At 63.3% G+C, this 22,748-nt stretch carries 19 protein-coding genes and 1 riboswitch; of the genes, 17 read left to right on the top strand and 2 right to left on the bottom strand.

Annotation, left to right across the window (positions count from 1 at the left end; all coding sequences use genetic code 11):
* Positions 1–73: 73 nt before the first annotated feature.
* A complete protein-coding gene (gene ilvD, locus G7Y52_RS00840) occupies positions 74–1,756 on the top strand; it encodes a dihydroxy-acid dehydratase (protein WP_165064617.1) in 1,683 nt (560 codons plus the stop codon).
* Positions 1,757–1,806: 50 nt separating this feature from the next.
* Here ilvD and G7Y52_RS00845 read toward each other — a convergent pair whose 3' ends face one another.
* Positions 1,807–2,025, bottom strand: a complete 219-nt coding sequence (locus tag G7Y52_RS00845) for a hypothetical protein (RefSeq protein ID WP_165064620.1) — start codon at positions 2,023–2,025, stop codon at positions 1,807–1,809.
* A gap of 43 nt (positions 2,026–2,068) precedes the next feature.
* Positions 2,069–2,187, top strand: a riboswitch (glycine riboswitch).
* Positions 2,188–2,243: 56 nt separating this feature from the next.
* Here G7Y52_RS00845 and G7Y52_RS00850 point away from each other — a divergent pair.
* From G7Y52_RS00850 to G7Y52_RS00895, 10 genes are all read left to right on the top strand, one after another.
* The gene (locus G7Y52_RS00850) at positions 2,244–2,804 is read left to right on the top strand and encodes a GrdX family protein (RefSeq protein ID WP_165064623.1); all 561 of its coding nucleotides are present in this window, start codon (positions 2,244–2,246) and stop codon (positions 2,802–2,804) included.
* Positions 2,805–2,993: 189 nt separating this feature from the next.
* A complete protein-coding gene (locus G7Y52_RS00855; protein ID WP_165064626.1) occupies positions 2,994–4,280 on the top strand; it encodes a glycine/sarcosine/betaine reductase component B subunit in 1,287 nt (428 codons plus the stop codon).
* A 71-nt stretch (positions 4,281–4,351) separates the two neighbouring features.
* Positions 4,352–5,662, top strand: coding sequence for a glycine reductase complex selenoprotein B (grdB, locus tag G7Y52_RS00860; protein WP_165064630.1), 1,311 nt, complete (start codon positions 4,352–4,354; stop codon positions 5,660–5,662).
* 56 nt (positions 5,663–5,718) lie between these two features.
* Positions 5,719–6,636, top strand: a complete 918-nt coding sequence (gene trxB / locus G7Y52_RS00865; RefSeq protein ID WP_165064634.1) for a thioredoxin-disulfide reductase — start codon at positions 5,719–5,721, stop codon at positions 6,634–6,636.
* 59 nt (positions 6,637–6,695) lie between these two features.
* Complete coding sequence (gene grdC / locus G7Y52_RS00870) at positions 6,696–8,246, top strand: glycine/sarcosine/betaine reductase complex component C subunit beta (protein ID WP_165064636.1); 1,551 nt, start codon at positions 6,696–6,698, stop codon at positions 8,244–8,246.
* A gap of 8 nt (positions 8,247–8,254) precedes the next feature.
* Positions 8,255–9,481 carry a glycine/sarcosine/betaine reductase complex component C subunit alpha gene (gene grdD, locus G7Y52_RS00875; RefSeq protein ID WP_165064639.1) on the top strand — a complete coding sequence of 409 codons (1,227 nt, stop codon included), beginning with the start codon at positions 8,255–8,257 and terminating at the stop codon, positions 9,479–9,481.
* Positions 9,474–9,773, top strand: a complete 300-nt coding sequence (locus G7Y52_RS00880) for a hypothetical protein (RefSeq protein ID WP_165064642.1) — start codon at positions 9,474–9,476, stop codon at positions 9,771–9,773. The genes grdD and G7Y52_RS00880 overlap by 8 nt, the downstream gene beginning before the upstream one ends.
* 109 nt (positions 9,774–9,882) lie before the next feature.
* Positions 9,883–10,203: a thioredoxin domain-containing protein gene (locus tag G7Y52_RS00885; protein WP_165064644.1), complete on the top strand. Its 321-nt coding sequence runs from the start codon at positions 9,883–9,885 to the stop codon at positions 10,201–10,203.
* A 95-nt stretch (positions 10,204–10,298) separates the two neighbouring features.
* On the top strand, positions 10,299–10,775 hold the full coding sequence (grdA, locus tag G7Y52_RS00890; RefSeq protein ID WP_165064647.1) for a glycine/sarcosine/betaine reductase complex selenoprotein A: 477 nt from the start codon (positions 10,299–10,301) through the stop codon (positions 10,773–10,775).
* 204 nt (positions 10,776–10,979) lie between these two features.
* Positions 10,980–11,915 carry an AEC family transporter gene (locus tag G7Y52_RS00895; RefSeq protein WP_165064650.1) on the top strand — a complete coding sequence of 312 codons (936 nt, stop codon included), beginning with the start codon at positions 10,980–10,982 and terminating at the stop codon, positions 11,913–11,915.
* 186 nt (positions 11,916–12,101) lie between these two features.
* Here the strand turns inward: G7Y52_RS00895 and G7Y52_RS00900 are convergent, their stop codons facing one another.
* Positions 12,102–13,790 carry a 3-phosphoshikimate 1-carboxyvinyltransferase gene (locus G7Y52_RS00900; protein WP_165064652.1) on the bottom strand — a complete coding sequence of 563 codons (1,689 nt, stop codon included), beginning with the start codon at positions 13,788–13,790 and terminating at the stop codon, positions 12,102–12,104.
* A gap of 424 nt (positions 13,791–14,214) precedes the next feature.
* Here G7Y52_RS00900 and aprB point away from each other — a divergent pair, with 424 nt between their 5' ends.
* The 6 genes from aprB to G7Y52_RS00930 all read left to right on the top strand — a co-directional run bounded on the left by aprB (position 14,215) and on the right by G7Y52_RS00930 (position 22,694).
* Positions 14,215–14,703: an adenylyl-sulfate reductase subunit beta gene (gene aprB / locus G7Y52_RS00905; RefSeq protein ID WP_165064655.1), complete on the top strand. Its 489-nt coding sequence runs from the start codon at positions 14,215–14,217 to the stop codon at positions 14,701–14,703.
* Positions 14,704–14,741: 38 nt separating this feature from the next.
* On the top strand, positions 14,742–16,730 hold the full coding sequence (aprA, locus tag G7Y52_RS00910) for an adenylyl-sulfate reductase subunit alpha (RefSeq protein WP_165064658.1): 1,989 nt from the start codon (positions 14,742–14,744) through the stop codon (positions 16,728–16,730).
* Positions 16,731–17,187: 457 nt separating this feature from the next.
* Positions 17,188–18,423: an FAD-dependent oxidoreductase gene (locus G7Y52_RS00915; RefSeq protein WP_165064661.1), complete on the top strand. Its 1,236-nt coding sequence runs from the start codon at positions 17,188–17,190 to the stop codon at positions 18,421–18,423.
* A 5-nt stretch (positions 18,424–18,428) separates the two neighbouring features.
* Entirely contained in the window at positions 18,429–20,711 is a 2,283-nt protein-coding gene (locus G7Y52_RS00920; protein ID WP_165064664.1) for a hydrogenase iron-sulfur subunit, read from the top strand.
* A gap of 13 nt (positions 20,712–20,724) precedes the next feature.
* A complete protein-coding gene (gene qmoC / locus G7Y52_RS00925; RefSeq protein WP_165064666.1) occupies positions 20,725–21,906 on the top strand; it encodes a quinone-interacting membrane-bound oxidoreductase complex subunit QmoC in 1,182 nt (393 codons plus the stop codon).
* A gap of 68 nt (positions 21,907–21,974) precedes the next feature.
* A complete protein-coding gene (locus tag G7Y52_RS00930; RefSeq protein ID WP_165064669.1) occupies positions 21,975–22,694 on the top strand; it encodes a hypothetical protein in 720 nt (239 codons plus the stop codon).
* Positions 22,695–22,748 lie beyond the last annotated feature (54 nt).

The following is a 22,748-nucleotide window of genomic DNA, read 5'->3' on the forward strand; positions in this document are numbered from 1 at the left end:
GTATGACAAAGCGGTTGCCGGGCGCGCAAACGCGCCGGGGCGTAGTTGTTCTTTACCCCAAAGGATCGCCGCCATGAATGACGCACGCAGCAAAAAAATGAAGAGTGGGCTGGAAAAAGCCCCGCATCGTTCTCTGCTCTATGCTCTGGGCCTGACCAGGGAAGAAATGGAACGCCCTCTGGTGGGCGTGGTCAACGCCGCCAGCGAGGTGGTGCCGGGCCATATGCATCTGGACGCCCTGGCCTCGGCCGTCAAGGCCGGGGTGCGCATGGCCGGCGGCACGCCCCTGGAGTTCCCGGCCATTGCCGTGTGCGACGGCCTGGCCATGAACCATGAGGGTATGCGCTTTTCCCTGCCTTCGCGTGAATTTATTGCGGATTCCATTGAGATCATGGCGCGCGGCCATGCCTTTGACGCCCTGGTCTTCATTCCCAACTGCGACAAGTGCGTGCCCGGCATGCTCATGGCCATGCTGCGCCTGAACCTGCCGTCCGTTCTGGTTTCCGGCGGCCCCATGCTGCCCGGCAACCTCGGGCCGCACGACCGCGGCGATCTGATCACGATTTTTGAAGCCGTGGGCCGGGTGCGCAGCGGGAGCATGAGCGAGGAAGAGCTGGAACACATGGTCGAGCGGGCCTGCCCGGGCTGCGGCGCCTGCGCGGGCATGTTCACGGCCAATTCCATGAATTGCCTGGCGGAAACCATCGGCGTGGCCCTGCCCGGCAACGGCACGATCCCGGCGGTGAGCGCGGCCCGCGTGCGCCTGGCCAAGACCGCTGGCATGCGGGTCATGGATCTGCTCGCAAACCAGATCCGCCCGCGCGACATCGTCACGCCCGATGCCGTGGCCAATGCCGTGGCCGTGGACATGGCCCTGGGCTGCTCCACCAACACGGTGCTGCATCTGCCCGCCATCTTCGGCGAGGCGGGCCTGGATATGGGGCTGGAGGTCTTTGACGAGGTAAGCCGCAAGAGCCCCAACCTCTGCAAACTCTCGCCCGCGGGCAGGCATTTCATGGTGGATCTGGACAATGCCGGGGGCATCCCCGCGGTCATGAGCGAGCTGGACAAGCTCGGCCTGATCCACAAGGACTGCCTGACCGTCACCGGCAGGACCGTGGGCGACAATCTCAAGGATCGCAAGGCGCGCATCCTGGACCCGGATGTGATCCGCCCCCTGGGCCAGGCCTATTCCAAGCAGGGCGGCATTGCCGTTCTGCGCGGCAGCCTCGCGCCGGGTGGGGCCGTTGTCAAGCAATCGGCGGTTGCCCCGGAAATGATGCGCCGCGACGTGCGCGCGCGGGTTTTTGACTCCGAGGAAGACGCCATGCGCGCGATCCTGGACGGCAAAATCCAGCCCGGCGACGGCGTGGTGATCCGCTACGAGGGCCCGCGCGGCGGCCCGGGCATGCGCGAAATGCTCTCGCCCACCGCGGCCATCACCGGCATGGGCCTGGGCAAAGACGTGGCCCTGCTCACGGACGGTCGTTTTTCCGGCGGCACCAACGGCGCGGCCATCGGCCACATTTCGCCCGAAGCCGCGGACGGCGGCATCATTGCCCTGGTGCGCGAAGGCGACATGATCCGCATCGATATCCCGGGCCGCAAGCTGGATCTGCTGGTGGACGAGGCCGAGCTTGAGCGGCGCAAAAGCGAGCTTGAAGCGCCGCGCAAGGACTGTCCCTACCCGGTGCTCAGGCGCTATGCCCATCTGGTCAGCTCCGCGGCCACGGGCGCGCGCTACAGGGAAATATAGAGCGTTTTAAAAGCAATATGCTCTAAAGTTCTGCAGCTCTCCGGCTGCCGTCATGGGCCAGAGGTTTCGCAATTTTTTTCCTGCGTGCGGAGGGATTCACCTTTAGAGAAGAGTACCTTTGACTTTTTATGAAAGTCAAAGGTGGCATTCAGGCGAAAAACGCGGTTTTCGCCTGAATGTGCGCCGCGTTGCGGCGGCTGCCGCTTTCGCGTCAGCAGAGCATTTTCAAAGAGAAAATGCTTTGGAAGGTGAATCCCTCGCTTGCGCATACGCTTGACATTTTTTTCTCAATGTGCGATTTGTCAAGTGCGAGCGAAAGCTGCAAGAGAGCACCCGCGCTGCGCCGTGAACACAAGCGCGCCGCCACGGGGTCGCCGAAGGGGCAAGGCCGCCAGGCTGAAACTCTCAGGCATCAGGATTGCAGCCGGACGCACCTCTGAACCGCCCCCCAGCGCGACAGAGCCAATGCAAACGCGGGAGCTTTGCCGTGGCCGGTCGCGCGAGCCTGATTACCAACAATCCGCTTTTTTCCACCCGCAGCCCTGCGGGCCTTGATGTGCGCCTTGTGGACGACGACGCCCGCGCCGTGCTGATCCGCGCGCGCGATCTGGTGCATCGGGGCTGGCGTCTGGCCAATCATCCGCTGTACGGCAATTTTCGGCCACACCAGCAGCCCTATCGCTCCATTGTTCTGCTTGTGCCCGCGGCAGGCAAGAGCGCCGCGGGCAGGAGGCAGGCGGCGGCCGGAAGGAGCGAAGGCGCGGTCGCGCCCGCTGCCCATGCTCCCCCCCAGGGCCAGACGCCTTTTGTGCCCGGTCCCGCCACGCAAGCGACTCCGGCCTCCCGCGCCGGGCAAAGCCCCTCCGGCTGTCTTGCTCCCGTCGATCCCGAATCCCTGCATTTTCTGGAACAAGCCCTGTTGCTGTACCAGAGCCCCTCTGCAAACATCCGGCAAAGCCGTCCGGAAGACCTGCCTGAAATCATGCGCCGCGACTGCGCGCTTTTGGATTACGAATTGCTCAAAGCCACGCTGGACAGCCTGCTCTGACCTGCGCCGGTCGGGCCGGTCCGGTCCGTGGCAGGCGCAAGGGCAAAGAGCGGCATGCCCCTCTTCTCGCGACGCGCGGCGGCGTTGCGTGGGCCTGTTGCCCGCGAATCCGGAGCGCGGGTCCGCCGTTTTCTCTCTGCGAACTCAATCAGCCCAAGGCTGACGACCGTCTGACCCAAGGAGTTTGTCGTGAATCTGGAACTGCACAAGATTGAAATCCGCAAACTGGAATGGGGCTCGCACACCGGCGCGCGCGACCATGTGCTGACCGTCAACAAGGAAGAGCTGGTCCAAATGCTGCTGGAGGATCAGGCCCTCAAAAATGTGCGCGTGGAGCTGGTTCATCCGGGCGAGAGCGCGCGCATCCTGCCCTGCAAGGACGCCGTGGAACCGCGCTGCAAACTGGAAGGCCCGGGCGAGGTTTTTCCCGGCTGGATCGGGGACGTGGAAACCGTGGGCCAGGGGAAAACTCTGGTTCTCGCGGGCGCGGCCGTGCTGACCACGGGCCGCCTGGTGGCCCCGCAGGAAGGCATTGTGGACATGAGCGGGCCCGGCGCCGCGTACACGCCCTTTTCCCAAACCTGCAACGTGGTCCTGGTCTTTGAGCCCGCTGAGGGCGTGGAACTGCACGCGCTGGAGGCCGTCTATCGCCGGGCCGGGCTCAAGGCCGCGCATTATCTGGCCTCCTGCTGCAAAGAAGTCAGGGCCGATGCGGTGGAATCCTACGCGTTCCCGCCGCTGGCCGAGGCCGTGAGCGCGTATCCCGGTCTGCCCAGGGTGGGCTACCTCTACATGCTTCAGTCCCAGGGACTGCTGCATGACACCTGGGTGTACGGCGTGGACGCCAAAAAAATCCTGCCCACCCTGATCAGCCCCACGGAGGTCATGGACGGCGCGATCATTTCCGGCAACTGCGTTTCGGCCTGCGACAAAAACAGCACCTACATGCATCTGAACAACCCGGTGATCGCCAGCCTCTATGCCCATCACGGCAAGGACATCAATTTTGCGGGCGTGATCATCACCAATGAAAACGTGACCCTGGCCGACAAAAAGCGCAGCTCTTCCTATGCCGTGAAGCTGGCGCGCATGCTCGGCGTGGACGGTCTGGTCATTTCCGAGGAAGGCTTCGGCAACCCGGACGCGGACCTGATTATGAACTGCTGGAAAGCCGAGCGCGCGGGCATCAGGACCGTCCTGATCACCGACGAGTATGCCGGACGCGACGGCTCAAGCCAGTCACTGGCGGATTCCTGCCCCGAAGGCGACGCCTGCGTCACGGCGGGCAACGCCAATGCGCTCATTGTGCTGCCGCCCATGCAACGGGTCATCGGCGATCCGGCCACAGCCGAAGTCATTGCCGGCGGCTTCTTCGGGGCCCTGCGCGAAGACGGCAGCATGGAGGTGGAGTTGCAGGCCATCATGGGGGCCACCAACGAGCTGGGATACAGCCGCATCGGCGGCCGCACGTTGTAGGCAGCGCCTTTTTGACTTCCGGCTGCACCCTTCTAGGAACAGCGCGGAAATGACACAGGAAGGAGTGGAGTATGGCATATCGCGTCATTCACTATATCAATCAGTTTTTCGGCGGCATCGGCGGCGAGGACAAGGCGGACGCGGCCCCGGAAACGCGCCAGGGCGTCGTGGGCCCGGGCATGGCCTTCAAGGCCGCGCTGGGCAATGAAGCCGAAATCGTGGCCACCTTCATCTGCGGCGACAACTATTTCGCCAACAACATGGATGCCGTGACCGCCCAGGTGGTGGAAACAGCGCGCGCCTGCAAGGCCGACGCCCTGATCGCCGGGCCTGCCTTCAATGCCGGGCGCTACGGCGCGGCCTGCGCGGCGGTCTGCGCGACGGTCCGGAAAACTTTGGGCATCCCGGTGGTCACGGCCCTGTATCGTGAAAACCCGGGCGTGGATCTGTTCCGCAAGGAGATTCCCATTGTGGAGGCCGCGGACTCCGCGCGCGGCATGGCCAGGGCCGTGCCGGTCATGGCCCGGGTGCTGCTCAAGCTGCTCAAAGGCGAGGAACTGGGCTCCCCGGCCGAGGAAGGCCTGCTTGAAAAAGGCATCCGCCAGAATATCTTTTATGATCAGCCCGGCGCGGAACGCGCGGTGCGCATGCTGAGCAAAAAGCTCAAGGGGGAGCCCTTTGTCACGGAGTACAAGATGCCGGTCTTTGACCGCGTGACCCCGCGCCCGCCCGTGGCCGAGATGGGCAGCGCCAAAATTGCCGTGGTCACTTCCGGGGGCATCGTGCCCATCGGCAATCCGGATCATATTGCGGCTTCCAGCGCCCAGAACTACGGCGAATACGACATCAGCACGGTGACGGATCTGCATCAGGGCGAATACCAGACCGCGCACGGCGGCTATGATCAGACCTATGCCAACCAGGACCCGGATCGCGTGCTGCCCGTGGACGTGCTGCGCGATCTGGAAAAGGAAGGCCGCATCGGCTCCCTGCATCATCTCTTTTACAGCACCGTGGGCAACGGCACGGCCGTGGCCAGGGCCAGGGATTTTGGCATCGAGATCGGCAAGCGCCTCAAGGACGCCCAGGTGCAGGCGGTGATCCTCACCTCCACCTGAGGCACCTGCACGCGTTGCGGCGCAACGCTCGCCAAAGCCATTGAGGACACTGCCGACGTGCCGGTGGTTCACATGTGCACCATTGTGCCCATCTCTCTGAGTATCGGGGCCAACCGCATTGTGCCCACCGTGTCCATCCCGTATCCCCTGGGCAATCCCGAGCTTTCCCCGGATGCGGAAAAGGCCCTGCGCCGCGCACTGGTGGAGCGGGCCTTGACCGCGCTGTCCACGCCCGTGGCCGAGCAGACGGTCTTCAACAAATAAGAAACAGGGAGAAGGCCGCGCCGCCGGAGCAGAGCGGCGCGGCTCAAGGAGAGAGCATGGAACAGCGTGAACTGGTCATTATCGGGGCCGGACCGGCCGGGCTTACTGCGGCGGTGTACGGCAAACGCGCGGGCCTGGATGTGCTGGTGCTGGAAAAAGGCAAAGCCGGCGGCCAGATTTTAGTCACCAGCGAGATCGAAAACTGGCCGGGCACGATCTCTGCCTCGGGCGCGGCCCTGGCCGACAGTTTCCGGGCGCATGCCGAGCACTTCAAGGCTGAATTCCGCACCGCGCAGGTCAACGGTCTGCGGCCCGGGGGCGGCAAAACCGTGGTAATCACGGACAAGGGCGAAATCGAGGCCCGGGCCCTGATTGTGGCGAGCGGGGCCAATTTTCGCAAGCACGGCTGCCCGGGTGAAAAGGAATTCATGGGCAAGGGCGTTTCCTATTGCGCGGTCTGCGACGCGGCTTTTTTCGAGGATCTTGAGGTGGCGGTCATCGGCGGCGGCAATACCGCGGTGGAAGAAGCCTGCTACCTGACCCGCTTTGCGGCAAAGGTTTATATCGTGCACCGCCGCGATCAGTTCCGCGCGGATCGGCTGGTCGCCGAGCGGGCTCTGGCCAATCCCAAAATCGTGCCCATCTGGGACAGCGTGCTGGAGGCCATTGAAGGCGACGGCCTGGTGGAACGGATCGTGCTCAGAAACGTGAAGAGCGATCAGAAAAACGCGCTTGCGGTCAACGGCGTCTTTATTTTCATCGGCACCCTGCCCAATGCCGCGTTTTTGAACGGCGTTGTGCACACCGTGGACGGCGGCTGGATCGTCACGGACGAGAACATGAAAACCTCCGCGCCCGGCATTTTCGCGGCCGGCGACGTGCGCAACACCGCGCTGCGCCAGGTGGTCACCGCGGCCGGGGACGGGGCGCGGGCCGCCATGTCCGCGTATGCCTATATCATGGAACATAAATAGCGGCTTGCCGGGCGCGCAGAGCGGCCCGCGACGGCTGTTTTTACGCTAAGGAGCATCACATGGGCAATGTCGGCATCAAAGGCACGGCCTACTGCCTGAATTTCGCGCCCGAGCTGGCCCTGCACTACGGCGGCACACCCTCTCAGGAGCGGCGCGCCAAGCCGGATTCCGAGTATTTGCAGACCCTGCCCGGCCGCGCCCAGAGTTACGAGGAGGCCGCGGGCTACGCGCCCAACAAGGCCTACATCGGAGCCATGTCCGTGGACGATCTGGCCAGGGCGCCGACGCCCTGGCTGGAACATCCGGGCGCGCCCGAGCGTTACGGCAGGTTCGGGGAGATCATGCCCGAGGATGAGTTCCTCGGCTTTCTGGACATCTGCGACGTTTTTGATCTGATCTGGCTGGAAAAGGACTTTGCGGCCGCCGTGCGGGAAAAGCTGGCCCGGGATCCGGCCGTGGGCGAAAGCCAGTTGGCCCGCCTGGAAGCCGGGCATGAGGCCGCGGAGATCGCCCAGGCCGTGGAAAAGCACGGCGCGCTGCCCCTGTACAGCAAGGGCAGGGTGGCGGGCTGCTGCCGCCGGGCCCATGACTCGGACGAAAACCTTTCGGCGCATGTGATGCTGGAAAACCTGGCCTGCAAGGCCAGCGGCGTGCTGGCGCTGCTGCACATGATCAAAAACTGCGGCCTTGAGCCTTCGGACATCGACTTTGTGGTGGAATGCTCCGAGGAGGCCGTGGGCGACGTGATGCAGCGCGGCGGCGGCAACATGGCCAAGGCCGTGGCCGAAATCGCGGGCTGCGCCAATGCCAGCGGCTTTGATGTGCGCGGCTTCTGCGCCGGGCCGGCCGCGGCCGTGATCGCCGGAGCGGGCATGGTGGCCTCTGGCCTGCGCAAAAACGTGGCCGTGGTTGGCGGCGGCTCCTTGCCCAAGCTGTATATGAACTCCCGCGATCACATCAAAAAGGGGCTCCCGGCCCTGGAAAACTGCATGGGCAGTTTCGCGATCCTGCTTGTGCCGGATGAAGGCAGCCTGCCCGTGATCCGCCTGGATTCCATCGGCAAGCATACGGTGGGCGCAGGCGCGGCCCCGCAGGCCATTACTTCGGCCCTGACCTTTGAGCCGCTCGCCCGTCTGGGCCTCACGCTTACGGATGTGGACAAGTACGCGCCCGAACTGCACAACGCTGAAATCACCCTGCCCGCGGGCGCGGGCAACGTGCCGGAGGCCAATTACAAGATGATCGCGGCGCTGGCGGTCATGAAGGGCCAGCTCAAGCGTGAGGAAATCCCGCAATTCGCGGCAGAGCGCGGCATTCCGGGCTTTGTGCACACCCAGGGGCACATCCCCTCGGGCGTGCCCTACATGGGGCATGCCTGCGACGCCCTGGCGGCCGGAACAATCAGGCGCGCCATGATCATCGGCAAGGGCAGTCTGTTTCTGGGCCGCCTGACCAATCTGGCCGATGGCGCGTCCTTCATCATGGAGGGTCCGGGCCGCGGCGCGCCCCGGGCCGCCGCAAGCGCGGCAGCGGGCGTGAGCAGGGATGATGTGCGGGAAATGCTGCTGGACGCGCTTTCGGAACTGGCCGCCAACCTGCAGAAAAGTTGAGGTCTGTCATGGCGGATATATATGCAGGCAAACAGGCGCGGCAGAGCCCAGACCCCGATACTTCCGACCGCAACAAACGCGCCCTGATCGGCGAAGCCCTGGCGGAGCTGGTGGCCGCGGCCGGAGGGGGCGGCCCGCGCCTGCGCATCGGCCTGATGGCCGCGGGCGGCGAAGTGCCGGTGGAAGACTATCTGCAGGGCGCGGCCCTGGCCATGCGCCACGATCCCCGCATCCAGGCCGTGGGCCTGGGCCCCAGGCCCGACGCGCTTCTGCCCCCCGGTATGGATTGGATTGAGACTCCGGCCTGCGAGGCCGATATGGCCGCGGCTATGGAAAAAGCCCTGGAAAGCACTGGCCCCGGGGCGTTGCAGGGCGCTGTGGCGCTGCACTATCCCTTCCCGGTGGGCGTTGCCACACTGGGCCGCATCCAGACCCCGGCCAGGGGCAGACCCATGATCCTGGCGTCTTCCACGGGCATCAGCGCGCCGCACCGGGCCTGCGCCATGCTGCGCAACGCCCTCTACGGGATTGCGGCGGCCAAGGCCCTGGGCGTGGAAAATCCGAGCCTGGGCGTGCTCAATCTGGATGCCGCGCCCCAGGTTCTGCGCGCGCTGGCTCGATTGCGGGAACGGGGCTACCCCGTGCGCTTTGGAGAAAGCGTGCGCAGCGACGGCGGCGCGCTGCTGCGCGGCAACGATCTCCTCGCGGGCGCGGCGGATGTCTGCGTCTGCGACACCTTGACCGGCAACGTGCTGATGAAGGTCTTCGCGGCTTTCAACAGCGGCGGCGTCTACGAGACTGCGGGCTGGGGGTACGGCCCGTCGGCCGGGGAAGGCTGGGACAAGGTGGTTTCCATCATCTCCCGCGCCTCGGGCGCGCCGGTCATCGCCAATGCTCTGGCCTGTACGGCGCAGGCCGTGCGCGGCAATCTGCCGGGCAGGGTGACCGAGGAGCTCAGAGCTGCGCGGGCTGCGGGCCTGGACGGAGAACTGGCGGCTTTGGAACCGCAGGCCGCGTCAGCGCAGGACGCGCCGCCGGCCATGCCGCCGGTCGAGCCCACGGATGAGGAAATCCACGGCATTGACGTGCTGGATCTGGAAAATGCGGTGCATGCCCTGTGGAAAGTGGGCATTTATGCCGAAGCCGCCATGGGCTGCACCGGCCCGGTGATTAAGCTGGCGGCCGCGGCCAGGGCGCGGGCCGGGGAAGTGCTCAGGGCAGCGGGCTATGTATAGGGCCTGGAGCTTTGCGTGCCGCGGCGGCAGGAACGGCGGCTTTTTTGCCCTTCTTCTGCCCCGTGGAGCAGACGGGCGTTGCGCCAGCGCCCAACGCACGCGTGAAGCCGCCCCCGGCCGACAGGGAAGAGAGAAGTTCTTAGAGCATTTTCTCTTTGCAAATGCTCTGCTGACGCGAAAGCGGCAGCCGCCGCAACGCGGCGTACATTCAGGCGAAAACCGCGTTTTTCGCCTGAATGTCACCTTTGACTTTCATAAAAAGTCAAAGGTAATCTGCTCTAGTCTGCATTGAAAGGCTTTGGCCCGGCGTGCGGCGCGGGAGCATTGCTGCCCTGAAGTCGGGCGAAGAAGGGCCGGGCTCAGGCGACACTGCCGCGACAACTCAACCAGCGAGGTGGATTATGCTCATTGTGGACAAGGAAAATTTTGAAGCCGAGGTGCTGAAAAGCGCTGTGCCGGTCATTGTGGATCTCTGGGGCCCGCAGTGCGGCCCTTGCCTTGCGCTCATGCCGCAGGTGGAGGAACTGGCCGGCCAGTATGAAGGCAAAATCAAATTCTGCAAGCTCAATGTGGCCGAAAACCGCCGCCTGGTCATTTCCCTGAAGGTCATGGCCGTGCCCACCATTCTTTTTTACAAGGGCGGGCAAAACGTGCAGCGGATCAGCAGCGACCAGGTGACCCTGGAAGCCATCAGGGCAGGCGCGGAAAGCTTGTTGCAGTGAACTCTTCGCCAGGGGAAATCCTTTCCCCGGTCGCCGGATTGCGCGGCGGCGCATGACTCTGGCGGATAAGCCGTGTAAACCAAAAGGAGATTGGCATGGGCAAGTTAACCGGCAAGAAACTGCTGCTGCTGGGCGAGCGGGACGGCGTTCCCGGCCCGGCTATGGCAGCGGTATTCGCCAACTCGGGAGCCGAAGTGCTGTTTTCGGCCACCGAATGTTTTGTCTGAACAGCCGCAGGCGCCATGGACCTGGAAAATCAGCAGCGCGTGAAAGACGCCGCTGAAAAGGTCGGGGCGGAAAACCTGGTGGTGGTGCTCGGCTCTTCCGATCCCGAAGGGGCGGAAATTTATGCCGAAACCGTCACTCTGGGCGACCCTACCTTTGCCGGTCCGCTGGCCGGAGTCCCGTTGGGGCTCTGCGTGTACCACATTTTTGAAGAGGAAATGAAAAGCGAGGCTGATCCCGCGGCCTGGGAAGAGCAGATCGCCATGATGGAAATGGTGCTGAACACCGAAGCTCTGGCCGCGGCAGTGAAAAAAATGCGCGAGGCCAACAGCAAATATATGCTGTAAGCCGCAGGCAAAAGCGCAAGGCGTCCGACCCCGCAGGGCGTTCTGCCCTGCGGGGTTTTTGCGTCTTCTCCTGGAGCATTTTGCTCATGAAAGGCGCAAAACGCTCTCAACAGACACGGCCCTGACTGTGGGAGGAAAGTCCGGAGAGGCGCTTTGCGCCAGCCTGCTGTTTACCGAGCGGGCAAAAGCCCGTAAAGAGAAGCTATGATTTTTTTACATGCCCTGGGTGGAATTTTCGGCCTCTTGCTGGTCGGCATGGTGGGCTATCTGCTGGCCTGGAGAGGCTGGTTTTCTACGGAATCACAGATGCTGCTGCCCAGGATCGTCACCTATGTGGCGCTGCCGCCCTATCTCATGTCCACGTTCATGAGCTCCTTTGACCGCGACAACTTTCTGCATCTGCTCTACGGCTCGCTGCTGCCTTTCAGCTCGCTGGCGGTGACTTTTGCCCTTGCCTTTGCGGCGGCCAGGCTGTTCCGGGTGCAACGCCGTCATTTTGGCCTCTTTTGCGCCTGCGTCTCCAACTCCAACACCATTTTTGTGGGTATTCCGGTCAATGTGGCCCTGTTCGGGGAAGAATCCCTGCCCCATGTGCTGCTCTATTATTTTGCCAGCACCATTTTTTTCTGGACCGTGGGCAATTACGCGATCAGCAAAGACAGCGGGCAGGGCAAGGGAAAAGTCCGGCTCATGGACAATATCCGGCACATATTTTCGCCGCCCATGCTGGGCTTTCTGACCGGCCTGACTCTGGTTTTGTGCAAGATCACCCTGCCGCCTTTCCTCCTGGACGCGGCCAGACTCCTGGGCAACCTGACCACGCCGCTGTCCCTGCTTTTCATCGGCATCACCCTGTATACCATTGATCTGCGCAAAGTCCGTTTTGATCGTGATCTGATTCTGGCCCTGGTTGGCCGCCTGGTGGTCAGCCCTCTTGTAATCATGCTTCTGGTGCCGTTTTTTCCGGTTCCCGAGCTGATGGCCAAGGTTTTCATCACGCAGGCCTCGCTGCCGGTTTTGATGCAGGCCGCCATTGTAAGCGCCCATTACGGCGCGGACGCGGAATTCGGCGCTCTGATGGTTTCACTCTCCACCCTGTTTTCGATCATTACGATTCCTCTGTACATGACCCTGCTTTAGAGCGTTTTGCCAATGAAATGAGCAAAATGCTCTAGAGCAGATTACCTTTGACTTTTTATGAAAGTCAAAGGCGGCATTCAGGCGAAAAACGCGGCTTTCGCCTGAATGTACGCCGCGTTGCGGCGGCTGCCGCTTTCGCGTCAGCAGAGCATTTTCAAAGAGAAAATGCTCTAACGTTGCGCAGTATCAGGCATCCTCATCCCTGATCGCGGGAGGTACAGCCACGCTGGTGGTGAGAATCCGCCGTCGCGCCGGGGCTGTCACGCTTTCTTCCACGGCCGCTCGCCGCAAGGATGGTTCGGGCAAACCGTTGTAGAGAGACCAGAAGGCCGGGTAAAGAGCGGTCATGATGCCGGGATTGCCCAGTTTCAAATGCGGCCTGGCACAGGCGGCCAGGGCCAGGCCAAGGGCCCAGGCCGGAGCGGGCGCGTTCCAGGCCGAGGCGATGCTTTCTTGTGATGATTTGCACAATCTGCCTTCGGCATCGGTTTCCAAACCCACGGCATGCAGAAAACTTGCGACTTCATCCGTGTCCGCGGCAGAGGGCAGCGGCGGCAGCACGGCCTCGCCGCCGCGCAGAGCCGCGCAGGCGGCCAGGGCCAGGGGCAGGGGCGTCCAGTCTGCGGGAACATCCGACAGCGCGTGCGCGGCCAGGGCAGGGAAATTCTTGAGCGGCGTCGCGGCCCTGGCGCGAATCTCCCCGCCTGCCTGCCGCAGATCCAGGCCAAGGGCCTGGAGCAGATCCCACCCGGCCAGGGCCCCGGGCCATTGGGGCCAGATCCCCGCAAGGCGCGCTTCGCCGCCCAGAGCCAGGGGCAGGGCCAGCAAAAAAACGGCCAGTTCCGGCTCCAGCGGCAACTCCGGCTGCGGCGGCAGGCGCAAGGGGCCCGGGGCAACACGCACGCGGGCGTTCTCGACAACCACGTCGGCTCCGGCCGCCCGCAGAATGGGCAGCGTGCGGGCCAGAATCAGTTTTTGCAGCGGATGGGCCGCAAGATCCAGGGTCAGGGCGCGCTCATACAAGGGCGCGGCCAGCAGAATGCCTTCGGCCAGCTCCGCCGGAACATCGGCGGGCAGCGTCGCCGTATCCGGCAGAATGCCAGAACACTCCAGACGCGCGGGCAAGCCGTTGCTTTTGGGCACCACATGCACAAGGCGCGCGCCCAGGGCGGGCAGAAAACGGCGGGTCGCAGAAAAATCCGCCAGTTTCAGAGCCGACTCGCCGCTGATTTTGGCCCGCGAAGGGCGGCCCAGATAATGCCCGAGCAGAAGAAAAAAATTCCAGGCGCTGTCGCCCGCATACAGCACCTTGTCCGGCGCGCCCACAGGCGCGGTCGCGTGGGCGGTCACGCCGTCTTCCTCGCGGTTCAGGCCGGCGCCCAACTGGTTGAGCATCTTCACGCAATCCACAATGGGGTCGTTCATCAGGCAGGGCGCAAGGCGCAGCCCCTGGCCCGTGGCCGCGGCCAGCATGAGCCACGCCCTGGTGGCGCGGCAGGCAAGGGGCGCGGGCATGAGCAGGCGCGCCGGCCGCGCGGGCGGCGCGAGGTTGAAGGCTGTGCGGCGATCCGCGCCGCGCTCGGGCGCGTCCTGATCCTCCTGCCCGGCGCTTGGCCGGGGCAGGAATTCCACCTCCTGCATCAGGGAAAAGAAACGGCCCGAGAGGCGCGCGTCGCGGCTGACGCGGGAGACGGCGGCCTCCCAGGATTTCCGCAGGATTTTTTCTTCGGAGGGCTCCAGAAAACCCTGGCTGTTGTACATGCGCGTCAACAGATTGCGGCGGCGCAGCAATAACTTGAGTATGTCGCGGTCAATGTCCGAGACCACGTCGCGCAAAGCGCGGCGAGGCCGTGTGTCGTGCGGTCTGTCGTTCATGCTGCATCCTTAAAGATTGGTGGCGATGCCCGGCGGGTTTCGGCCATGCGGCGCAGGCGGCGCCCGGCCTGCGCAAGCCTGTTAGCCCGAAACGCGGTCGCTGGCAAGGCCGATGTGCCCGCGCGGGGGCATTTGTTGCCTCACGCGGCGGGTAAAATTCTGCAAGGGTCTTTACACGCTCCAGATTTCGCTATAGTCTTCAAAGAGTCTCCAGACAGGCTTTTCAGGGCACTGGCCTGTGAAGAACCCGCGAATTTTTGCAAAAGGGGCTTGACGCGGAGAGCGTTCGCTTGTTACTAAATGCGCAAGCCATGCGCCCTCATCTTTCGAGCGGCGCAATGACGAGGCGCGCTCACTGGCAATCGCGCGTGCCTCGCCCAGGGCTGCGGATTTTTTGTAACACTTTAAGAGTTGGAGGATACGTATGCCGACGTTTGTCGATCCGTCCAAGTGCGACGGCTGCAAGGGTGGCGAAAAGACGGCCTGCATGTACATCTGCCCCAATGACCTGATGATCCTCGATCCCGAGGAAATGAAGGCTTACAACCAGGAGCCCGACGCCTGCTGGGAATGCTATTCCTGCGTGAAAATCTGCCCCCAGGGCGCCATCACGGCCCGCCCCTATGCGGACTTCGCGCCCATGGGCGGCACCTGTATCCCCATGCGTTCGGCCGATTCGATCATGTGGACCGTCAAGTTCCGCAGCGGCAATGTGAAGCGTTTCAAATTCCCCATTCGCACTACGCCTGAAGGCTCGATCAAGCCGTACGAGGGCCGGCCCGAAGGCGCCAGCCTCGACGACGCGCTGCTGTTCACCGAAAAAGAACTGGCCAGGCCCAAGGAAGTGCTCGGCAAGAAGTTCGACGTGACCGAAGCCGACAAGGTCTACACCTCCCAGGTTCACGGCCGCTGAGCCGCTTTCAACCATCAGTGCGATAAGGAGAAACTGTTATGCCTATGATTCCCGTGAAGGAAGCGACCAGGGGCGTGCCCATTTCTGAACCTGAAATCAAAGAGCATCAAGTCGACCTGCTGATCGTGGGCGGCGGCATGGGCGCCTGCGGCACCGCTTACGAGGCTGTGCGCTGGGGGGACAAGCATGGTCTGAAGATCCTGCTTTGCGACAAGGCCGCGCTGGAGCGTTCCGGCGCCGTGGCCCAGGGCCTCTCGGCCATTAATACCTACCTCGGCGAAAACAGCGCCGACGACTATGTGCGCATGGTCCGCACCGACCTCATGGGCCTGGTGCGCGAAGATCTGATCTTCGACGTGGGCCGCCATGTGGACGACTCCGTGCATCTGTTCGAGGATTGGGGCCTGCCCTGCTGGATCAAGGCCGACGACGGCCACAACCTGAACGGCGCGGCCGCCAAGGCCGCGGGCAAATCCCTGCGCAACGGCGACAAGCCCGTGCGTTCCGGCCGCTGGCAGATCATGATCAACGGCGAGTCCTACAAGTGCATCGTGGCCGAAGCGGCCAAGAATGCCCTGGGCGAAGACCGGATCATGGAACGCATCTTCGTGGTGAAACTGCTGCTCGACAAAAACACCCCCAACCGCATTGCGGGCGCCGTGGGCTTCAACCTGCGCGCCAACGAAGTGCATATCTTCAAGGCCAACGCCATCATGGTGGCCGCAGGCGGCGCGGTGAACGTGTACCGTCCCCGCTCCACGGGCGAGGGCATGGGCCGCGCCTGGTATCCGGTCTGGAACGCGGGTTCCACCTATACCATGTGCGCTCAGGTCGGCGCGGAAATGACCATGATGGAAAACCGCTTCGTGCCCGCCCGCTTCAAGGACGGCTACGGCCCTGTGGGCGCGTGGTTCCTGCTCTTCAAGGCCAAGGCCACCAACTCCAAGGGCGAAGACTACTGCGTGACCAACAAGGCCATGCTCAAGCCGTATGAGGATCGCGGCTACGCCAAGGGCAACGTGATCCCCACCTGCCTGCGCAACCACATGATGCTGCGCGAAATGCGCGAAGGCCGCGGGCCCATCTATATGGACACCAAGACCGCCCTGGTCAACACCTTCGCCTCCCTGAACGAAGAGGAGCAGAAGGATCTCGAGTCCGAAGCCTGGGAAGACTTCCTGGATATGTGCGTGGGTCAGGCCAACCTCTGGGCCTGCACCAACACCCAGCCCGAGGAGCGCGGCTCCGAGATCATGCCCACCGAGCCCTACCTGCTCGGCTCGCACTCCGGCTGCTGCGGCATCTGGGTCTCCGGCCCGGACGAAGACTGGGTTCCTGAAGACTACAAGGTCAGAGCCGCCAACGGCAAGGTCTACAACCGCATGACCACCGTGGAAGGCCTGTTCACCTGCGCCGACGGCGTGGGCGCTTCCGGCCACAAGTTCTCCTCCGGCTCGCACGCCGAAGGGCGCATCGCCGGCAAGCAGATGGTGCGCTGGTGCGTGGATCACAAGGATTATCAGCCCGAGTTCAAGGAAACGGCCGAAGAGCTGCGCAAGCTCATCTACCGCCCCTATGACAACTTCATGGCCGGCAAGGCCGCGTCCACGGATCCGGTGGTCAACCCCAACTACATCGCGCCCAAAAACTTCATGATGCGCCTGATCAAGTGCACCGATGAATACGGCGGCGGCGTGGCCACCTACTACACCACCTCTCAGGCTCTGCTGAACACGGGCTTCGACCTGCTGACCATGATGGAAGAAGACTCCGAAAAGCTGGCTGCCCGCGATCTGCACGAACTGCTGCGCTGCTGGGAAAACTACCATCGCCTCTGGACGGTGCGCCTGCACATGCAGCACATCGCCTTCCGCGAGGAATCCCGCTATCCCGGCTTCTATTACCGGGCCGACTTCATGGGCCTGGACGACAGCAAGTGGAAGTGCTTCGTGAACTCCAGGTTTGATCCCGCCACCGGCGAGACCAAGATCTTCAAGAAGCCTTATTACCAGATCATCCCCGACTAGTCGGCGATTGTCATTGCAAGAGGGGCGGCCGCAAGGCCGCCCCCGGATTGCCGCAAACCAATGGCAATCCCGGGCTGCGTGCCCGTTTGCCGGGGCCGACCGTGTGGCGGCCGCCCCAGAATGTTGACAAAACCCGCTTTACGGCCTTCACGCCGCCGGGCGGGCGGCGCAGAAACCAGGCCTTGCCGGCCGGCGCCTCATGCTCCTTGCGACCGGGGAAACGCGCGGCCACAGAAACGCGGCAATCCCCGCGGCCTCCGGTCGTGCCGCACACGGTAACGGCAGCGTCCCTGCGGGATGCCTTCCGGGCAAAAGCCGCGCCGGGCTCCTGGTTTTCGCTTGCCTTGCGTTGTCAACGCTCTGGGCCGGTCGCCTGGCGGCCGCCCCTTTTTTCCTGCGGCGGAGGGGCGGTTCACCCTCTTCAGCCGCGATGCAACAACGCAGGAGGATATCCAGGATGTCCAATGCCATTCTCGTCGTGGGCGGCGGCTTTTCAGGCCTCACAGCCGCCAATGAAGCGGCGGAACTGGGCCATGACGTCTATATCGTCGAAAAGTCGCCCTGGCTTGGCGGCCGTGTGGCCCAGCTCAACAAATATTTTCCCAAACTCTGTCCCCCCTCCTGCGGCTTGGAGATTCAGTTCCAGCGCATCAGGAAAAATCCGCGCATCAAATTTTTCACCCTGGCCGAGGTCACAGGGCTGACGGGCGTAAAAGGCGATTACAGCGTGCGGGTGCGCCTGAGCCCGCGCCGCGTTGCTCCCCACAATGTGGATTTCAGCCTTTTGGCCTCCGCGCTTGAAGGCGAAACCCCGGATGCCTTTGAGTTGGGGCTTTCCAGGCGCAAGGCCCTCTACAAATCCATGCCCTTTGCTTTTCCCGGGCGCTACGTCCTGGATGTGCAGACGCTCTCCAAGTCCGACGCGGCCCGGGTGGCGGGCAACAAGTTTCTCAATCCTGTCGAAAAAGCGCGCGAAATTGAGCTTAAGGTCGGCTCCATTGTGCTCGCCACAGGCTGGAAGCCCTATGACGTTACCCGTTTGAGCAATCTGGGCGCAGGCACGGTGAAAAACTGCATTTCCAATATGCAGATGGAACGGCTCGCCTCGCCTTTCGGGCCTTCCAGGGGCCGCATTGTCCGGCCTTCGGACGGCAGGCCCCCGCGCAGAATCGCCTTTGTGCAGTGCGCCGGCTCACGCGATCAGAATCATCTCAACTATTGTTCCTACATCTGTTGCATGGCCACACTGAAACAGTGCCTGTACATTGCGGAGCAAAATCCGGACGCTCTGATTACCGTGTATTACATTGATTTGCGCGCGCCCGGCCGCTATGTGAATGTGCTTGAGAAAGTCAAGGCCCTGCCCAACGTGCGTTTTGTCAAGGGCAAGGTGGCCGACGCGGTCCAGGCCGAGGGCGATATGGTGAGAATCACTGTGGAGGACGCCGTGCGCGGCGAAAAACTCACTCTGGATTATGAGCTCGTGGTGCTGGCCACAGGCATGCAGCCCTCGCTGGCCGGCGAAAATTTGCCGCTGCCCGTGCCGCTGGATGAAGACGGCTTCATTGCGGGCGGCGAGGAGGCCGGCATTTTCGCCGCCGGTTGCGCGCGCATGCCTCTGGATGTGACGCGCTCGGCGCAGTCCGGCACAGCCGCCGCCCTGAAGGCGGTACAAACGGTGAAAGGGAGGTAGGCGGCATGGCCGGTAAAATTGGCGTCTATTTTGACCTGCAGAATATCGGCGGGGGGCTCGACGTGGAAGCCCTGGCCGCGCAGTTACGCGAAAAATGGGGCGAGCTCACGCCTGTGGTCAAGGTCTGCCCGGTGCTTGCCGAGAGCGTGGACGAGATCAGGGCGGACATTGCGGCGCAGGGCCTTGACGGGGTGCTGCTCTGCGGCGCTTCGCCGCGCGTGGACGCGGATCTCTACCGCTTCCCCGTGCAGGTGGAACATGTGAACCTGCGCGAGCAATGCGTGCTGGCGTTCAAAGATCCCCAGGCCAGCTCCGCGCCCGCGAGGGACGGCGCGCCCGAATTGCTCACGCTCATGGCTCGCGATTATCTGAACATGGGCGTGGTCAAGCTCCAGAAAAGCGAGGTTCCCGATTCGGCGGCCGTTCCCGGCACGCCGCGCATTCTGGTCATCGGCGGCGGCTGGACAGGCCTTACCGCGGCTGCCGAAGCCGCGGCCACGGGCTATGAGGTCGTGCTGGTGGAAAAGGCCGACAAACTGGGCGGCGCAGTCAACAATATTCCCGTGACGTCGCCCCAGGGCCCGCTCTGGACCGACAAACAGCCCGCGGATCTGGCCGCAAAGATCAGCCGGGTCACGAATGATCCCAAAATCACAACGCATCTGAACGCGCAGATGCAAAAGCTGGAAGGCCAGCCCGGCGCGTTCACGGCTGTGATTGCCACGGCCGGGGGCCCGGTTTCCGTGGAAGTGGGCGCCGTGGTTCTGGCCTCTGGCTGGGCGCCTCTGGACGAAAAATACCTGGCCCCCATGGGCCTGGGCAAAAGCCCCAGGGTGGTGCACGCGGCCCAGTTCGGCAAAATGCTGTCCGCAGGGGAAGTGACTGCCCGGCGTATTGCCTTTGTGCTGGATACCACGCTGGCTGAGGAAGCCGTGGCCGCCGCCGGGGCCCAGGCCGACGCCGCCGGGGCCCAAGCCGTGGCCGAAGCCGCCAGGCCCGCAGCAGCCGAGGCCGAGGGCGAGGCAAAGCCTTTTGTCAAGGAAGATCTGGAATCCATCCGCCACCTTGCCTACTCCAACGCGGTGAACAGCGTGGGCATGCTGCGGCTGGCCAATATCGTCTGCGAAAAGACCAACGACGCGGTTCAGGCTTTTATCCTGTACAAGAACATGACCGTGCCCGGAATTCTGGAGCGCTTCTACAAGAAGATGCAGAATCGCCTGGGGATCATGATGACCAAGGCCGATGTGACCGCGATCCGCGAGGCCGGCGATCACATGGTGGTTTCCTGCCAGAATACCCTGCTGGGCATGGATTTTGATCTGGACGTGGATCTGGTGGTGCTGCCCACGGGCCTGGTGCCCACCACGGCCAAGGATGTGGTGGTGGAATTTGCCTACCGCCAGGGTCCGGACTTCCCGGATCTGGAACTTTTTGACGGTTTTGCCGATTCCAATTACATCTGCTTTCCGTATGAGACCCGGCGCACCGGCGTGTACGCCGCGGGCTGCGTGCGCCAGCCCATGACCATGGACGCCTGCGAGGAAGACGCGCGCGGCGCGGTGCTCAAGGCCGTGCAGAGCATTGAGGCGGCCGGGCACGGGGTTGCTGTGCTGCCGCGTTCCGGCGACGCCTCCTACCCGGTGTTCAATTTCGTGCGCTGCACCCAATGCAAGCGCTGCACCGAGGAATGCCCCTTCGGCGCCCTGGATGACGACGAGAAAGGCACGCCCAAGCCCAACCCGGCCCGCTGCCGGCGTTGCGGCACCTGCTTCGGAGCCTGCCCCGAGCGCGTGATCTCCTTTGCCAACTACAATATTGACCAGATCGGCTCCATGATCCGCGAGGTTCAGGTGCCCAGGGACTTCAAGAAAGAAGGGCCGCGCATCCTGATTCTGGCCTGCGAGAACGACGCCTACCCGGCCCTGGACATGGCGGGCATGCGACGCAGGGCCTGGAGCCCCTATGCGCGTATCATCCCGGTGCGCTGCCTGGGTTCGGTCAATGCTATATGGGTCTCCGACGCCATGAGCAAGGGCTTTGACGGCGTGATGCTCCTGGGCTGCAAATACGGCGACGACTATCAGTGCCACTTTGTGAAAGGCTCCGAGATCTGCGCCAAGCGCAGGGACAATATTGCCGAGACCCTTGACCGTCTGGGCGTGCAGCCCGAGCGGGTGGAACAGCTTGAAGTGGCCATTGACGAATACGACACGGTTCCCGACCTGATTGACGGCTTTGTGGGCCGGATCATGGAGCTGGGCCCCAACCCGTTCAAGGGCATGTAGGAGGATGGCAGCAATGGCACAATCTACGCTTAAACCGGATCTGGAGTTTGCCCGGGAGCTCGGGGAAGCCGGGGGCGAGTCCCTCAAGCAATGCTTCCAGTGCGCCACCTGTTCGGTGGCCTGCCCGCTCTCCCCGGCCAACGCTCCGTATCCGCGCAAGGAAATGGTCTGGGCCTCCTGGGGCCTGAAGGAAAAACTGCGCGGCGACGTGGATCTCTGGCTTTGCCACAATTGCGGCAACTGCTCGGATCTCTGCCCGCGCGGCGCCAAGCCCGCGGACGTGATGGCCGCGGCCCGCAATGTGCTCTACAAGGATTTGACCGCGCCCGCCATTGTGGGCAAATGGATGAGCAAAGCCTCGGGTCTGCCCATTCTTTTCGCCATCCCGGCGGTGCTCTGGCTGATCGTCTGGTGGCTCCGCGCCGGCTGCAACAACGGCGAATGGTTCCCGCGCGCGGCTGACGGCCGGATCGTTTTCGGCCAGATTTTCTACGGCGACTACACCATTGACCCCATCTTCATGCTCACCTTCTTCGGCGCGCTGTTCATCCTCTCTCTCGGGGTGCGCAAACTCTGGAAGATGTTCCAGCCTGACGGCACGCTCATGGTGATCGGCAAAACCAAAAGCTGGGTCTTCCACCTCTGGGATGTGCTCTGGGAGGAAGTCATCACCCACCGCAAGTTCGACGAGTGCGAGGACGGCCCGGTCACCGGCAAGGATACGCCCAACCGCAAGTACGGGCATGCGATCCTGTTCTGGAGTTTTGCGATCCTGGCCTGCGTCACGGCCATCGTGGCCCTGGGCCATTGGGGCGGCAAAATTATTCCCCTGATCAAAATCGAGACGCCCATGCCCCTGACCTTCCCGGTCAAAATCCTGGCCAATATCGGCGCGCTGCTCCTGCTCATCGGCCTGGCCCTGCTGACCGCGCGCCGCATGCGCCTGAACCCCGCGGATCACGGCTCCAGCTTCCAGGACTGGTATCTTTTGGGGATCATCTGGCTGGTGGCCGTGACAGGCGTCCTGGCCCAGTGCTTCCGCCTGGCCGACGCCATCAGGCCCGCTTTTGTGATTTATTACCTGCATCTGGTCTTTGTCTGGATGCTCTTTGCGTATCTGCCCTGGTCCAAATTGGGGCATTTTGTGTACCGCACGGCGGCGCTGCTGTACGTCCGCATGTACGGGCGAAGCTGAGCGGGCAAGGCAGAAAGAAAGAGCAACGCATCAAAGTAAAAAATACGATCTCCGAGGAGGAGGCCGCCATGTCTGATAGTGATCGCAAAGTGTTTCCCGTGGAATCGGTTCTGGCCCTGGTGGTGGGCAAAGAGGGCGTGGACGTTAAGGATCTCGCCGGCTATGTGGTGGGGCGCTCCGTTGCCTGCGACTGTTGCGCCAAGGCCGCAGGGCCGTTTGCCGCGGCGTGGCTGGCCCGCTGGTATCCGAAATTCATGGATCTGACCTGGAGCGAGGATCAGTCCTGGGAAGGTTTTGTCAGCCGCGCCAGGGGCGCGCTGGGCGACAATATCTCGCTGACGCCCATGGACGGCCGCACCAGGGCCCTTGCCGCGCAGACGCTGGACTGCCTGGCCGAGACCTATGGCAGCCTTGTGACGCAAACAGCCGCGGCCGCGAAGCTGGAAGAGCGCGTGCGCGCCCTTGAGCCTGCCGAGGCCAGAGCCGAGGCCTTGCAGAAAAAGTGCGACGAACTGGAAGCGAAAATCAAGTCCCTGAATGCGGACATGGGCGGCCTGCGCAAACAGCTTGCCGAGTATCAGGGCAAAGTGGCCGTGAATCATGACGAGCTTATGCAGAATATCAAGGACGCCATCAAGGACGGTCTCAAAGGCATGGTGGTGGGCGGCGCTGCCGCAGGAGCCGCCGCTGCCGGGGCCGAGGAAGCCGCGCCCGCAGCGCAAAGCAGCGTGCCGGATGACTTCGGCTTCGGTTCTTCCGGCAGTGACGCCGACGGATTCGGCTTTTAGAGCGTTTTGCTCATGAAATGAGCTAAACCGCTCTGGCGTCAGCTCCCGCGGCCG

The sequence above is a fragment of the Desulfovibrio sp. ZJ200 genome (assembly GCF_011039095.1).
GTDB lineage: Bacteria > Desulfobacterota > Desulfovibrionia > Desulfovibrionales > Desulfovibrionaceae > Desulfovibrio.

Bases quoted from the DNA above. Each gene is read 5' to 3' on its own strand.
- ilvD (WP_165064617.1), top strand. From the start codon at position 74: ATGAATGACGCACGCAGCAAAAAAATGAAGAGTGGGCTGGAAAAAGCC.
- G7Y52_RS00845 (WP_165064620.1), bottom strand. From the start codon at position 2,025: ATGCGCAAGCGAGGGATTCACCTTCCAAAGCATTTTCTCTTTGAAAAT.
- trxB (WP_165064634.1), top strand. From the start codon at position 5,719: ATGGAACAGCGTGAACTGGTCATTATCGGGGCCGGACCGGCCGGGCTT.
- grdC (WP_165064636.1), top strand. From the start codon at position 6,696: ATGGGCAATGTCGGCATCAAAGGCACGGCCTACTGCCTGAATTTCGCG.
- grdD (WP_165064639.1), top strand. From the start codon at position 8,255: ATGGCGGATATATATGCAGGCAAACAGGCGCGGCAGAGCCCAGACCCC.
- G7Y52_RS00880 (WP_165064642.1), top strand. From the start codon at position 9,474: ATGTATAGGGCCTGGAGCTTTGCGTGCCGCGGCGGCAGGAACGGCGGC.
- G7Y52_RS00885 (WP_165064644.1), top strand. From the start codon at position 9,883: ATGCTCATTGTGGACAAGGAAAATTTTGAAGCCGAGGTGCTGAAAAGC.
- G7Y52_RS00895 (WP_165064650.1), top strand. From the start codon at position 10,980: ATGATTTTTTTACATGCCCTGGGTGGAATTTTCGGCCTCTTGCTGGTC.
- G7Y52_RS00900 (WP_165064652.1), bottom strand. From the start codon at position 13,790: ATGAACGACAGACCGCACGACACACGGCCTCGCCGCGCTTTGCGCGAC.
- aprB (WP_165064655.1), top strand. From the start codon at position 14,215: ATGCCGACGTTTGTCGATCCGTCCAAGTGCGACGGCTGCAAGGGTGGC.
- aprA (WP_165064658.1), top strand. From the start codon at position 14,742: ATGCCTATGATTCCCGTGAAGGAAGCGACCAGGGGCGTGCCCATTTCT.
- G7Y52_RS00915 (WP_165064661.1), top strand. From the start codon at position 17,188: ATGTCCAATGCCATTCTCGTCGTGGGCGGCGGCTTTTCAGGCCTCACA.
- G7Y52_RS00920 (WP_165064664.1), top strand. From the start codon at position 18,429: ATGGCCGGTAAAATTGGCGTCTATTTTGACCTGCAGAATATCGGCGGG.
- qmoC (WP_165064666.1), top strand. From the start codon at position 20,725: ATGGCACAATCTACGCTTAAACCGGATCTGGAGTTTGCCCGGGAGCTC.
- G7Y52_RS00930 (WP_165064669.1), top strand. From the start codon at position 21,975: ATGTCTGATAGTGATCGCAAAGTGTTTCCCGTGGAATCGGTTCTGGCC.